This is a genomic window from Klebsiella sp. I138, assembly GCF_051131765.1.
In the GTDB taxonomy this organism is placed as follows: Bacteria; Pseudomonadota; Gammaproteobacteria; order Enterobacterales; family Enterobacteriaceae; genus Klebsiella.
This window is the reverse complement of record NZ_CP180447.1, coordinates 840,403-853,225: the sequence shown is the minus strand read 5'-3', so window position 1 is coordinate 853,225 and position 12,823 is coordinate 840,403. Positions and strand designations below refer to the sequence as shown.

The window sequence follows — 12,823 nt, the reverse complement described above, 5'->3', positions numbered from 1 at the left end:
GCATGAATTTATTAAGTTCATGAACTCAACCCTCACGGGTTATTTCATGACTTGCTTTTACTCTCACCTGGAAATATTGAGGTCGTTATGCAACAAGAAGCATTAGGTATGGTTGAAACAAAAGGTCTGGTTTCCGCAATTGAAGCCGCAGATACCATGGTGAAATCCGCTAACGTCACACTGGTGGGTTACGAAAAAATTGGCTCCGGGCTCGTTACCGTAATGGTTCGCGGCGACGTCGGTGCGGTCAAAGCGGCAACGGACGCAGGCTCAGCGGCGGCAGGTAAAGTCGGAGAACTGGTCTCCGTACACGTCATCCCGCGTCCGCATATCGAAGTGGAAAAAATCCTGCCGAAAGCTGTCAGTTAATAAAGCCAGAGGATACCGACCATGAGAGATAATCTTGTTGAGCAGATTATATCTGAAGTAATGCACAAGCAAACTGATGATCGTACAAATAACACAACGGCGGCCAGCTTTATTGGTTGTGGTTTAACTGAATTTGTCGGCACAGCCCTCGGGCACACTATTGGATTAGTTATTGCCAATGTTGATCATCAATTACATGAAGTCATGAATATCGACAAGAAATATCGCTCAATCGGTATTCTTGGCGCCCGTACCGGAGCCGGTCCGCATATATTTGCGGCGGATGAAGCGATTAAAGCCACTAACAGTGAGATTCTCTCTATTGAGCTGGCTCGCGATACCGAAGGCGGCGGTGGACATGGTTGCCTGATCGTTTTCGGCGCTTCCGATGTCTCCGATGTACGCCGCGCGGTGGAAGTTGCTCTGGGTGAAATTCAGCGCACCATGGGCGATGTATATGGCTCCCCGGCCGGTCATCTGGAGTTCCAGTATACCGCCCGCGCCAGCAGCGCCCTTAACAAAGCTTTCGGTGCCCCAATAGGCAAATCCTTCGGGCTGACCTGCGCGTCACCGGCGGCGATTGGCATTGTAGTCGCCGATGCGGCGGCAAAAGCCGCGGTTATCGAGCCGGTAGGCTACGCCAGCCCGGCGCACGGCACCAGCTTCAGTAACGAAGTGATCTTCACGTTTGCCGGTGATTCTGGTGCGGTACGACAAGCGGTCATTGCCGCCAGAGACGTCGGGAAACAGTTGCTGGCTACGCTCGATCCGGCGCCCATCAAATCGACCACGACGCCGTACATTTGATGGCAGACAGACACGAGCGACGCGAAGTAAGGAATATACAGCATGAACGATCTTGATATTACTCAGGCCGTCTCCCGCGTGCTGAGTAAATATACCAAAACGGCTGAGCCCGCGCCCGAACAGCGCGCCCCGGCGGCCGCATCACCGCTCGACAGGAGCGATATCGATGCAATTGTGGCCAACGTACTGGCAAGCCAGGCCAGAGCCACCGTCGCTGTCGACGGGGCTTCCGGGGACGGTGTTTTTGCCACCATGGATGATGCCATTGCTGCTGCGCAGCAGGCGCAAATCCAGTATCGCCACTGCGCAATGCAGGATCGCATCTGCTTCGTTGATGGCCTTCGTCAGTTTTTCCTGCAAGAGGAAATATTGCATACCCTCTCCACTATGGCGGTGGAAGAGACCGGAATGGGAAATTATGCCGACAAACTGGTGAAAAACCGCGTTGCCGCGCAAAAAACGCCGGGGGTTGAGGATTTAACCACCGCCGCGATAAGCGGCGACGGCGGACTGACGCTGACCGAGTACTCCGCCTATGGCGTGATTGGGTCGATCACCCCGACCACTAATCCGACGGAGACCATTATCAACAATACCATCGGTATGCTGGCGGCGGGCAACGCCGTGGTCTTTAGCCCACACCCGCGGTCACGTCAGGTGTCATTGCATTGCGTCAGGTTGATCAATCAGCAGCTGGCCCGACTCGGTGCCCCCGCCAATCTGGTGGTGACGGTCGCCAACCCGTCGATTGACAACACCAATGCCTTAATTGGCGATCCGCGTATCAATATGCTGGTTGCCACCGGCGGGCCAGGGATTGTGAAAACCGTGATGTCTTCCGGCAAGAAAGCGATTGGTGCCGGTGCGGGCAATCCCCCCGTGGTCGTAGATGAAACCGCCAATATCGAGAAGGCAGCCCGGGATATCATCAACGGCTGCAGTTTCGATAACAACCTCCCCTGCGTCGCGGAAAAAGAGGTCATCGTGGTCAATGAGGTGGCTGATTATCTCATCCACTGCATGAAAAAAAGTGGCGCCTGGCTGCTGTGCGATAAGCAACATATTCAGCAATTACAAGCGCTGGTGCTGAATGAAAAAGGCAACGGTCCGAGTACCGCGTTTGTGGGGAAAGATGCGCGCTATATCCTGCAGCAGATCGGTATCAGCGTCCCGGAAGAGATCAAAGTTGTTCTGATCGAAACCGAACGCGATCATCCCTTCGTGGTGCACGAATTAATGATGCCGATTTTGCCGGTGGTCCGGGTCGAAAACGTTGATGAGGCGATCGATCTTGCGGTGAAGGTCGAGCATGGCCATCGCCACACGGCCATGATGCACTCTACCAACGTGGACAAACTGACCAAAATGGCACGCCTGATCCAGACGACTATTTTTGTGAAAAACGGCCCTTCGTACGCCGGGCTGGGCGTCGGCGGTGAAGGTCATGCCACATTTACGATTGCCGGCCCAACCGGTGAAGGTCTGACCTCGGCCCGCTCGTTCGCCAGGCACCGCCGCTGTGTGATGGTTGAAGCGCTCAATATTCGTTGACTGAAGCAGGATGGCTGACTCGATCATGAAAAAACGCATCATCAACGCGCCGACCCCGGAAACGCTCGCCATGCTAAAAAGGCGGATGCCTTCGGAGTCACGCAATCGGCTGGAAAGCATCCGTATTGACGCTATCGGGTTGATTATGTTGCCGGTACCGGATCTGTACTTTTACGCCGACCTGGCGAGCAAAAGCGCACATGTTGCGGTATCGGAGATCTTTGGCAGCTGTCCGCAACATATCACGACGCTGGCGATATTCGGCGAAATAGCCGCGGTGAATGAAGCCATGCGTATTATTGAGGATGATGACAGTTCATTCTGAGAGTTCGCTTATGAAAAGAATTTTGCTACTCGCAGGCGATTTCTCTGAAGACTATGAAGTCATGGTGCCATGGCAGGCATTAAGCATGTTAGGTTTCAGAGTTGATGTTGTGTGTCCCGGAAAACGCAGTGGGGAATATATAAAGACCGCGATTCATGATTTTGAGGGCGATCAAACCTATAGCGAAAAACCGGGCCACCTGTTTCGCTTAACCGCATCCTTCGACGAAGTTCGAGTCCAGGAATATTGCGGAATATATCTTGCCGGCGGACGCGCACCGGAATATTTACGTCTGAACCGGATGGTATTAAATATCATCCACTGCGCCAATAATATTTCGCTCCCGATTGCGGCCATCTGTCACGGGCCACAAATTCTGGTTGCTGCCGGAATATTAAAAGGTAAGAAGCTGACGGGATATTTCACCTTAAAGCCAGAAATTGAAATGGCCGGCGGAACTTGGGTTAGCGCAGCAGACCACGAGGCGGTGCATGACGGTAATCTCGTCACCGCGACCACCTGGATGGCGCACCCGGAAATATTACGGCAATTTATTAGTTTAATTGGCAGCGGCACGATTAGCTAGCGTACCCGGCACTACCGTCAGGTAAAAAACTCAGGTGTGGTTAATGAACCACGCTTATATCATTTCGGGAGTTATTGTATGTTAGAGAAAGGCTTTACTCATCCGACCGACCGTGTAGTAAGACTCAAAAATATGATTCTGCATGCTAAACCTTATGTAGAATCCGAACGTGCAGTGCTGGCAACCGAAGCATATAAAGAGAATGAGCAGCTTCCTGCTATTATGCGCCGGGCAAAAGTCGTTGAGAAAATATTTAATGAGCTGCCGGTCACCATTCGTCCTGATGAATTAATTGTCGGCGCCGTGACTATTAACCCGCGCTCGACTGAAATATGCCCTGAGTTCTCTTATGACTGGGTCGAAAAAGAGTTCGACACCATGGCACAGCGTGTTGCCGACCCGTTTATCATTGAGAAAAAAACCGCTGACGAACTCCACCAGGCGTTTAAATACTGGCCGGGTAAAACCACCAGTTCGCTTGCCGCCTCCTATATGTCCGATGCGACGAAAGAGAGCATGGGCAACGGCGTTTTCACCGTGGGCAACTACTTCTTTGGCGGAGTAGGACACGTCAGCGTCGATTATGGCAAGGTACTGAAAATCGGCTTTCGCGGGATCATTGATGAAGTCACCCGCGCGCGGGATAACCTCGATCGCAGCACGTCTGATTACATCAAAAAAGAGCAGTTCTACAACGCCGTTATTCTGAGCTACCAGGCAGCCATTAATTTCGCACATCGTTATGCGCAGGAAGCGGCCCGTCTTGCCCGCGAAGAACGTGACCCGGCCCGCCAGCGCGAGCTGGAACAGATTGCGAACAACTGTACCCGCGTCCCTGAATACGGCGCCACAACCTTCTGGGAAGCCTGCCAGACCTTCTGGTTTATTCAGAGCATGCTGCAGATTGAATCCAGCGGCCACTCGATCTCTCCCGGCCGTTTCGACCAGTATATGTATCCGTACCTCGCGGCAGACACTGCCATCAGCAGCGAATTTGCTCAGGAGCTGGTGGACTGTTGCTGGATCAAGCTTAACGATATCAACAAAACGCGCGATGAAATTTCCGCCCAGGCCTTCGCCGGTTACGCCGTGTTCCAGAACCTGTGCGTCGGCGGTCAGACCGAGGACGGTCGTGATGCCACCAACCCATTAACCTATATGTGCATGGAAGCCACGGCCCACGTGCGTTTGCCGCAGCCCTCTTTCTCCATTCGCGTCTGGCAGGGCACGCCGGACGAGTTTTTGTATCGCGCCTGCGAACTGGTCCGTCTGGGCCTTGGCGTTCCGGCCATGTACAACGATGAAGTGATCATCCCGGCGTTGCAGAACCGCGGCGTATCGCTACATGACGCACGCGACTACTGCATCATTGGGTGCGTGGAGCCGCAGGCGCCGCATCGCACCGAAGGCTGGCACGACGCCGCATTCTTCAACGTCGCGAAGGTGCTGGAAATTACGCTGAACAACGGCCGTTCCGGCAGCAAACAGCTCGGCCCGGCCACCGGCGAGTTAACGCAGTACACCAGCATGGACGACTTCTACGCCGCCTTCAAAAAACAAATGGCGCACTTTGTTCACCAGCTGGTTGAAGCCTGCAATAGCGTTGATATTGCCCATGGCGAACGCTGTCCTCTGCCGTTCCTGTCCGCGCTGGTGGATGATTGTATTGGTCGGGGGAAATCCCTGCAAGAAGGCGGGGCGATCTACAACTTTACCGGGCCGCAGGCCTTCGGCATTGCCGACACCGGTGATTCCGTCTATGCCATCCAAAAACAGGTGTTCGAGGATCGCCGCCTGACGCTTCAGGAACTTAAGGGCGCGCTGGATGCCAACTTCGGCTACCCGGTTGGCGGCCAGCCGCATACTGCATCGGCTAAATCCTCTTTAGGCGAGCAGGATATTTACGAAGTGGTTAAACGGATTATCGACAGACACGGTTCGCTTAATCCGGCCGAAATCAAAAATGAAGTTTACCGCCAGCTTGCCAGCGTTAGCCCGGCCCCGTCAGCCGGCAATTCACGGTATGAAGAAATTCGTCATATCCTGGAAAATACGCCGTGCTTCGGTAACGACATTGATGAAGTGGACCTCGTCGCCCGTAACTGCGCGCTGATCTACTGTCAGGAAGTGGAGAAGTACACCAACCCACGCGGCGGGCGTTTCCAGGCCGGTATCTATCCGGTATCGGCGAACGTTCTGTTTGGTAAAGACGTGAGTGCACTCCCGGATGGCCGCCTGGCGAAAGAGCCGCTGGCCGACGGCGTATCGCCGCGTCAGGGTAAAGATACTCTTGGTCCAACCGCCGCAGCCAACTCGGTGGCGAAACTGGATCACTTTATCGCCTCGAACGGTACGCTCTACAACCAGAAATTCCTGCCCTCTTCACTGGCTGGGGAAAAAGGCCTGCGGAACTTTGGTGGGCTGGTACGTAACTACTTCGATAAGAAAGGGATGCACGTCCAGTTTAACGTTATCGACCGCAACACGCTGCTGGAAGCACAGAAAAACCCGCAACAGCACCAGGATCTGGTGGTTCGCGTCGCGGGCTATAGCGCGCAGTTCGTGGTACTGGCGAAAGAAGTCCAGGATGACATCATCAGCCGTACCGAGCAGCAACTCTGATTTTGCCTGACCTGCCAGGGCCATACGGCGACGTATGGCCCTTTATCAGACCCGATTTTAGCGGCTGACTTGCTGTTGCCTGGTGGTCGCTTTTTTGACGAGTGATGTTATGAACAAAGTCGAATACGATACCGAAGGCGTTTTATTCAATATTCAACGCTACTCCCTGCATGATGGTCCCGGCATCCGCACGATACCTTTTTTTAAAGGCTGTCCGCTGGCCTGCAAGTGGTGCAGCAACCCGGAATCTCAGCGCCCTCAGCCCGAGTTAATCTATAAAAAAAGCGACTGTATCCGCTGTGGGAAATGCGTCGACGCCTGTAAGCAGCGCGCGCTCTCACCCAATAACCCTTTCTTTATTGACCGCGAACGCTGTATTCAGTGTGGCGAATGCACCGCGGTATGTCCGACTCAGGCGCTGGAAATGAAAGGCAAGCGCATGACCGTCAGTGAGGTAATGCGTGAGTTGCAAAAGGAGGAAAACTTATTTCGGCGATCCGGTGGCGGAATAACCCTGTCAGGCGGTGAACCGCTGGCGCAGCCGGCGTTTGCCCGGGAGCTTTTAAAAGCCTGTAAAACCAAAGGGTGGCACACCGCGATGGAAACGACAGGAATGGCATCCAAAGCGGTCATTGAGGATGTTTTCCCGTGGGTCGATCTGGCGTTGACGGATATTAAAGCCGTTAATCCCGCTGTTCATCAACATAATACGGGTGTCGATAACCGGGTTATTCTGGAAAACCTGATTCGTATCTCCTTTATTACTCACGTGATTGTGCGCATCCCCGTGATTCCCGGCGTGAACGACAGCCCGGAGGAGATTCGCAGCATCGCGGAATTTGCCCGCCTGATGTCTGGCGTAGACACCATTCATCTGCTGCCTTATCACACCTTTGGGGAAAATAAATATACCCTGCTGGGCCGCATTTACCCCATGGGCGATGCCGGCTCACAATCAGAAGACAAAATGGCCAGCCTGAAAAAAATCGTCGAATCAATGGGGTTTCATTGCCATATCGGCGGATAGCCCTGACACAACAGGAAAATGATTTCGCGCTCTTATCCCTTGTACCCCAATCGTTAAGAGATGGCATAACGCATCGCTTAATACAGGAAAAAAACTATGAGTGACTCTCGTGAATCAGTAACCGGGCCGTGTATCGCTGAATTTCTGGGTACCGGATTATTTATGTTTTTCGGTACCAGCGTACTGTGTGCGGCTAAACTGGCCGGCGCCAGCTTTGGTCTTTGGGAAATCTGCATTGTGTGGGGTCTGGGCATTGCGCTGGCGGTCTACCTGACGGCAGGCATCTCCGGCGCTCATCTTAACCCGGCAGTGACCATCGCATTATGGCTGTTCGCCCGCTTTGATGCGAAAAAAGTGACGCCTTATATTCTGGCGCAGATGGCCGGCGCATTTTGCGGCGCCGCGCTCACCTATCTGCTGTATCACAATCTGTTCGCCGATTATGAACAAGCCCACCAGATGGTACGCGGCAGCCAGGACAGCCTGTATCTGGCCAGCATCTTTTCGACCTATCCGGCGGCAAGCATCAGCGTTTGGCTCGCCGCACTGGTGGAGATCGTCATTACTTCGATGCTGATTGGCCTGATTATGGCATTGACCGACGATGGCAACGGCGTGCCTAAAGGGCCACTTGCACCGCTGCTGATCGGTCTGCTGGTGGCAGTCATCGGCGCGGCAACCGGGCCGCTAACCGGGTTTGCTATGAACCCGGCCCGTGATTTCGGGCCAAAACTGTTTACGTTTCTCAACGGCTGGGGGTCAGTTGCTATGACCGGAGGCAGAGATATTCCCTACTTCATCGTGCCGCTAATTGCGCCGGTCATCGGCGGAATCTTAGGTGCGGCGATCTACCGCTACGGTATCGGGCGTCATCTTCCCACCGCAAAAGCCGTCGACGCCACGGTGAATCAACCGGCGCCTTAACTGACCTGACATCTACACTCCGCCGGCGCAGTAGTCGCGCGGCGGAGTATTTTCACCCTCTCCTGCCCGTTTAATGGTTCGTCTCCCCTGGCAAACTCGAGCAATACCGCGAAGAGTGACCGATCTGTCCGGAGGACATTCGATAGCTCAAACACGGTACCCGGCGTCACGCCACCGCTCTCCAGGCACACAGCAAAAAAAAGCCACCCGCAGGTGGCTTAGCTGAAAAGCTTGAAGGTTAGCGGCGGGTGCTTTTCGCGCGCGTTCTCGCCGTTTTTTTCTCATCTGCCAGCGCCTGAACCGGCTCGGCATTTTGCTCCGTCTCCTCATGGGCAGGCTGAACCTCAGCCGGTTCAGCTTTCTCCACCGGCGGTTGCGACGATGCAACGCTCAGAGCATCCTCAATATCAAAGCAGGACGCAGGTTCGGTGACAGACTCAAGATTGACCACCGGTATCGCCGAGTCAGGGTGCGATGTCGCGGCCGGAATGATGTCTGCGGCGGATAACGCAGGTTCTGGCGCTGCGCCGCACGTTTGCGGTGAAGCAATCAAATGCTCAATTCCGCTGGCGGTGCGCGCAATCACTTTCCAGGCGTAGACCTGTCCAATCCGGCCCGCGGCGGCAACTCCGGCCGACACGGCCGCGTTCATGGCGCCAACCTCACCCGTTAACTTTACGGTCACCAGCCCGCCGCCCTTAGTCAGCTCGTATCCGACCAGTTCGACATTCGCCGATTTTATTGCGGCATCGGCGGCCTCTACCGCCACCGTTAAGCCGACGGTTTCAATTAAGCCTAAGCTCTGCCCGGACATAACTCTCTCTCCTGTTATTTTTCATGCAAGGGGGTACACACGGGCGCGGACTGCTGACCGGCGGCATCATCACGCAGCCGCTGCGCCTTATCAGTACGCTCCCAGGGGAAGATTTCCCGACCGAAATGGCCATAGCAGGCCGTCTGGCGATAGCGAGGTGCCAGCAAATCAAGCTGGCGGATAATGCCATATACGCTGAGGTCAAAATGACGCTCGACCAGCTGTGCCAGCAGGTTCGCCGTCAGGCGGGAAGTCCCAAACGTATTGATCGTGACCGAAACCGGTCGGGAAAGGCCAATAGCCCAGGCCAACTGGACTTCACAGCGTGTTGCCAGCCCCGCAGCTACGATATTTTTCGCCACGTAGCGCGCGGCATAGGCCGCCGAGCGATCAACCTTCGAAGGATCTTTCCCGGAAAATGCCCCGCCGCCGTGGCGCGCTGCGCCGCCGTAGGTATCCACAATGATTTTGCGCCCGGTCAGGCCGCAGTCTGCAGCAGGCCCGCCGTTGATAAACTGCCCGGCGGGATTAATCAGAAGCCGCGTGGCCGGTGTCAGCCAGCGCGCGGGGATAACGGGTTTCACTATTTCTTCCATCACCGCTTCACGCAGCGTCGCCAGCGGAATATCGGCGCGATGCTGAGTGGAAACGACGATCGTATCCGCATGCTGTATTCGTCCGTCACCATAACGCAACGTGACCTGACTTTTCGCATCCGGTAATAATCCCGCCAGTTGGCCCGTTTTACGTAACTGTGCCTGGCGTGCCATCAGCCGGTGTGCATACAGAATGGGCGCGGGCATCAGCTGCGGGGTTTCATCACACGCATAGCCGAAAGTTATTCCCTGATCGCCGGCCCCGAGCGATGCCGGATCGCGGGCACGAATTCCGTTAGCAATATCATCTGATTGCCTGCCGAGCATGCTGATAACCGCACAGGTTGAGGCATCAAAGCCTTTCGACGAGTGGTCGTAGCCCACCGACTTCACGGTAGCCCGGACAATCTGTTCGATGTCGATACGGGCATCCGACGAGATTTCCCCGGCCAGAATCACCGCCCCGGTTTTCACCAGGCACTCACAGGCTACTTTAGCCCAGGGGTCTTTGAGTAAACAGGCATCAAGAATGGCGTCAGAAATCTGGTCCGCCATCTTGTCCGGGTGCCCTTCGGCAACCGATTCAGAGGTAAAAAGATATTCATCCACGGCAGGGCCACTGTTTAAAGAATCGTGTCCCATCTTAGCGGTGAGCCGAACGTCGACGAGTAAACTATCTTGCCGGGATGGCGGACTTTCTTGCGCTTACGCTACGGCCTGCGCAAAAAAGCCCGGGTGAATATCAGCCTGCCTCGGGAGAGGCGGTACGGCGATAATCCGATGGGGCAATACCGGTCTCTTTCTTGAAGATCCGACAAAAATAGTTCGCATCCTGCCAGGAGAGCTCCAGAGCAATGGTATTCACTTTTAACTCGCTGAATTGCAGCAGGGATTTGGCAATATTGATTTTGCGGCTGGTGATATAGCTTGAGAACCCACTGCCGGTACTCTTTTTAAACGCCCGGCTCAAGTAACATGGGCTGACAAATGATTCTGCGGCGATATCGTCCAGCGTCACGTTGTTCAGCATGTTTTTTTCAATGTGGAAGCGTGCTCTGGCGACAAAATCCATGCTGCCGCTGGCGCTTTTAAATAACAGCTCAAATATGTCATGGCTGAGGTTTAATAAGCCGACCATTGTCTGCCAGTAGCGGCTGGCGGACAGCCCGTGCTGATGAATGCTCTGAATCATTTCGGTAAGGCTCTGGCGACACGGGGCATATTTATCCCCCATGCCGGCCAGATGCTGCACAAGCAGTTCGAGCACGTCAGTCAGCGTGTCCGCACCACCGTTATCAGGGGTCTGCTCCGCGTAGGCCGCGTCAAGAACGCCGAAAAGAAACGTGTGCCAGCCGGGATAATCACAGCTGCTTATCAGGCCGTTTATCGTCTGTCGTTGCTCCCGGGTCGCGACAGCCCCCTGCTCATCCACCAGCAGCGTTTTGCGTATCGTATCGCTGAGAATGCTCTGTTTGACCGGCTTTAACAGATAGTCATCCACCTTCAGGCTCAGCATATGACGCACGATGTCGAAGTCATCATTTGCCGTCGTGACGATCACTTTAGTTTGCGTGTTTTTCTGCTTGAGATACTCAATAACCTGGTTGCCGTTGGGTAACGGAATGTTGATATCCACCAGCATCATATCGATTTGATTCAGCTCATCGATAAGCTGGATGGCCTTCTTCCCCGTGGACGCCTCATGAATCACGGAATTCTCTACGCAGCGAGAGACAATACGCTTGAGCGACTCTGACTCAATGTATTCATCCTCGACAATCACAATGTTATACATTCTCACACTCCAGGCTCAGCAGGCACCATCGGGAACCGTAGTTTTACCGTGGTGCCGAGCATCGGCTTATGGGGGCTGGTGATTTGCAGACCATAGTTTTCACCAAATAACAGTTGAAGGCGGTTGTTAATATTATTAATACCGATCCCGCCTTTCTGTCGATTTTGATTGCCAGAGAGAATATCTTCAATATCCTCTGGTGAAATACCATCCCCGTTATCGGTGATATCGATAATCACATCTTTACCATCGTCGGTTGCACGTAAATTTATGTGGCTTTTAGTTTCACGCGGTTCGACGACATAATTAAAAAAGTTTTCCACCAGCGGCTGAAGAATTAAAAACGGGCAAACTGTTTCATTATATTTCTCTGGAATGTCGCAGACATAGTCAAAGCGCTCATTCATTCTTACTTTCTGAATGGCCATGTAACAATTAACATAATTCATCTCCCGGCCAAGGGTAATCAGACCGTTGTTATTTTTACGCAGCAAATAGCGCATCATATCTGAGAAATCATGGACCATCGTTTCCGTCCGGCTGGCATCTTCGAGAAACGCCAGACGACCGATCGTATTCAGCACGTTAAACAAAAAATGGGGGTTAATCTGGTAGGAAAGCGCCTTGAATTCAGCGTCGTGTAACGACCGTTCGATCTCCACGCGTTTGCGCAGCTCGCTGGTCAGCTCCTGCTCTTTTTGTCGCAGCTCGCGCTGGATATTGTTGGCATGGGCCTGTTCGACCAGATAGGACGCAACATGCAGCAGCGTATAGGCCGTGGATTCGAAGCGTTCGTAGGGCATGCGCGGTGTGTTTTCATGCAGATTAATTAGCCAGGGATTCTCCTGCCACAGATGATTGTTATTCAGGATGTAGGGGATGGTTTGCTCTTTCTCCGCTTCGACCTTAACCTGCCCTGATATAAATGCGCCGAGATAATGATTATTAATCATTATTGGCACGGCAAATTCGACAAAACCGCAGTAACAGCGGTAAACCACCGGTTCTCCGGCGAGCATTGCCGCCCTTCCGCCGGCGCTATCGCTATCGTAGCAGTGGCGGGCCAGCGTGGCATTCATTCTTGATCGAGCGCAAAAATCAGAGAAACCGCTCGCGCGGGTCACCGGAATGCCTTCTTGATCGACCACCACAAGGGCAATCATCATCGATTGACTGAAATTGTCCTGCAGCGTTTGCAACCGGTCAACATCAAGAAATTCGTGTAGTTTGTATTTATTTTTCATGATATCCACCAGGTCAGCTTAAATGCAGCCAGACCATACCGTATTTACCGCTAAAAAATAATGAAACCGCTCACAAACAAAAAATGAATAACAAGAAAAAATGTTAACCTAATGTTCTATTTATTCGCATTAATTAACATTTTGCATCGAGAGAAATGAGAAT

The 12,823-nt window shown here is 53.5% G+C and carries 12 protein-coding genes; 8 read left to right on the top strand and 4 right to left on the bottom strand.

The annotated features are described in order from the left end of the window. The first annotated feature begins 87 nt into the window (after positions 1 to 87). From grpH to ACMYSK_RS03860, 8 genes are all read left to right on the top strand, one after another. The gene (gene grpH, locus ACMYSK_RS03895) at positions 88 to 369 is read left to right on the top strand and encodes a propanediol utilization system shell hexameric protein GrpH (RefSeq protein WP_004863596.1); all 282 of its coding nucleotides are present in this window, start codon (positions 88 to 90) and stop codon (positions 367 to 369) included. 21 nt (positions 370 to 390) lie between these two features. Beyond that, on the top strand, positions 391 to 1,176 hold the full coding sequence (gene pduB / locus ACMYSK_RS03890) for a propanediol utilization microcompartment protein PduB (protein ID WP_434640381.1): 786 nt from the start codon (positions 391 to 393) through the stop codon (positions 1,174 to 1,176). A 42-nt stretch (positions 1,177 to 1,218) separates the two neighbouring features. Beyond that, positions 1,219 to 2,727 (top strand): aldehyde dehydrogenase family protein, encoded by a 1,509-nt coding sequence (locus ACMYSK_RS03885; protein WP_434640379.1) that lies wholly within the window; start codon positions 1,219 to 1,221, stop codon positions 2,725 to 2,727. A gap of 25 nt (positions 2,728 to 2,752) precedes the next feature. Beyond that, positions 2,753 to 3,052 (top strand): hypothetical protein, encoded by a 300-nt coding sequence (locus ACMYSK_RS03880; protein WP_434640377.1) that lies wholly within the window; start codon positions 2,753 to 2,755, stop codon positions 3,050 to 3,052. A 10-nt stretch (positions 3,053 to 3,062) separates the two neighbouring features. Next, positions 3,063 to 3,638 carry a DJ-1/PfpI family protein gene (locus tag ACMYSK_RS03875; RefSeq protein ID WP_434640375.1) on the top strand — a complete coding sequence of 192 codons (576 nt, stop codon included), beginning with the start codon at positions 3,063 to 3,065 and terminating at the stop codon, positions 3,636 to 3,638. A gap of 78 nt (positions 3,639 to 3,716) precedes the next feature. Then, positions 3,717 to 6,260: a glycyl radical diol dehydratase GrpM gene (grpM, locus tag ACMYSK_RS03870; RefSeq protein WP_434640373.1), complete on the top strand. Its 2,544-nt coding sequence runs from the start codon at positions 3,717 to 3,719 to the stop codon at positions 6,258 to 6,260. Between the two features lie 109 nt (positions 6,261 to 6,369). Then, positions 6,370 to 7,287 carry a glycyl-radical enzyme activating protein gene (locus ACMYSK_RS03865; protein WP_434640371.1) on the top strand — a complete coding sequence of 306 codons (918 nt, stop codon included), beginning with the start codon at positions 6,370 to 6,372 and terminating at the stop codon, positions 7,285 to 7,287. Between the two features lie 96 nt (positions 7,288 to 7,383). Next, positions 7,384 to 8,211 (top strand): MIP/aquaporin family protein, encoded by an 828-nt coding sequence (locus ACMYSK_RS03860; protein ID WP_434640369.1) that lies wholly within the window; start codon positions 7,384 to 7,386, stop codon positions 8,209 to 8,211. A 238-nt stretch (positions 8,212 to 8,449) separates the two neighbouring features. Here ACMYSK_RS03860 and ACMYSK_RS03855 read toward each other — a convergent pair whose 3' ends face one another. From ACMYSK_RS03855 to ACMYSK_RS03840, 4 genes are all read right to left on the bottom strand, one after another. Further along, positions 8,450 to 9,025, bottom strand: a complete 576-nt coding sequence (locus ACMYSK_RS03855) for a BMC domain-containing protein (RefSeq protein WP_434640367.1) — start codon at positions 9,023 to 9,025, stop codon at positions 8,450 to 8,452. Positions 9,026 to 9,039: 14 nt separating this feature from the next. Beyond that, positions 9,040 to 10,230 carry a methionine adenosyltransferase gene (gene metK, locus ACMYSK_RS03850; protein ID WP_434640365.1) on the bottom strand — a complete coding sequence of 397 codons (1,191 nt, stop codon included), beginning with the start codon at positions 10,228 to 10,230 and terminating at the stop codon, positions 9,040 to 9,042. A gap of 133 nt (positions 10,231 to 10,363) precedes the next feature. Continuing rightward, complete coding sequence (locus ACMYSK_RS03845) at positions 10,364 to 11,416, bottom strand: response regulator (protein ID WP_434640363.1); 1,053 nt, start codon at positions 11,414 to 11,416, stop codon at positions 10,364 to 10,366. A gap of 2 nt (positions 11,417 to 11,418) precedes the next feature. Then, the gene (locus ACMYSK_RS03840; protein ID WP_434640361.1) at positions 11,419 to 12,660 is read right to left on the bottom strand and encodes a sensor histidine kinase; all 1,242 of its coding nucleotides are present in this window, start codon (positions 12,658 to 12,660) and stop codon (positions 11,419 to 11,421) included. Positions 12,661 to 12,823: the final 163 nt, after the last annotated feature.

Bases quoted from the DNA above. Each gene is read 5' to 3' on its own strand.
- grpM (WP_434640373.1), top strand. From the start codon at position 3,717: ATGTTAGAGAAAGGCTTTACTCATCCGACCGACCGTGTAGTAAGACTC.
- ACMYSK_RS03840 (WP_434640361.1), bottom strand. From the start codon at position 12,660: ATGAAAAATAAATACAAACTACACGAATTTCTTGATGTTGACCGGTTG.
- ACMYSK_RS03865 (WP_434640371.1), top strand. From the start codon at position 6,370: ATGAACAAAGTCGAATACGATACCGAAGGCGTTTTATTCAATATTCAA.
- ACMYSK_RS03860 (WP_434640369.1), top strand. From the start codon at position 7,384: ATGAGTGACTCTCGTGAATCAGTAACCGGGCCGTGTATCGCTGAATTT.
- ACMYSK_RS03880 (WP_434640377.1), top strand. From the start codon at position 2,753: ATGAAAAAACGCATCATCAACGCGCCGACCCCGGAAACGCTCGCCATG.
- ACMYSK_RS03855 (WP_434640367.1), bottom strand. From the start codon at position 9,025: ATGTCCGGGCAGAGCTTAGGCTTAATTGAAACCGTCGGCTTAACGGTG.
- ACMYSK_RS03885 (WP_434640379.1), top strand. From the start codon at position 1,219: ATGAACGATCTTGATATTACTCAGGCCGTCTCCCGCGTGCTGAGTAAA.
- grpH (WP_004863596.1), top strand. From the start codon at position 88: ATGCAACAAGAAGCATTAGGTATGGTTGAAACAAAAGGTCTGGTTTCC.
- pduB (WP_434640381.1), top strand. From the start codon at position 391: ATGAGAGATAATCTTGTTGAGCAGATTATATCTGAAGTAATGCACAAG.
- ACMYSK_RS03845 (WP_434640363.1), bottom strand. From the start codon at position 11,416: ATGTATAACATTGTGATTGTCGAGGATGAATACATTGAGTCAGAGTCG.
- ACMYSK_RS03875 (WP_434640375.1), top strand. From the start codon at position 3,063: ATGAAAAGAATTTTGCTACTCGCAGGCGATTTCTCTGAAGACTATGAA.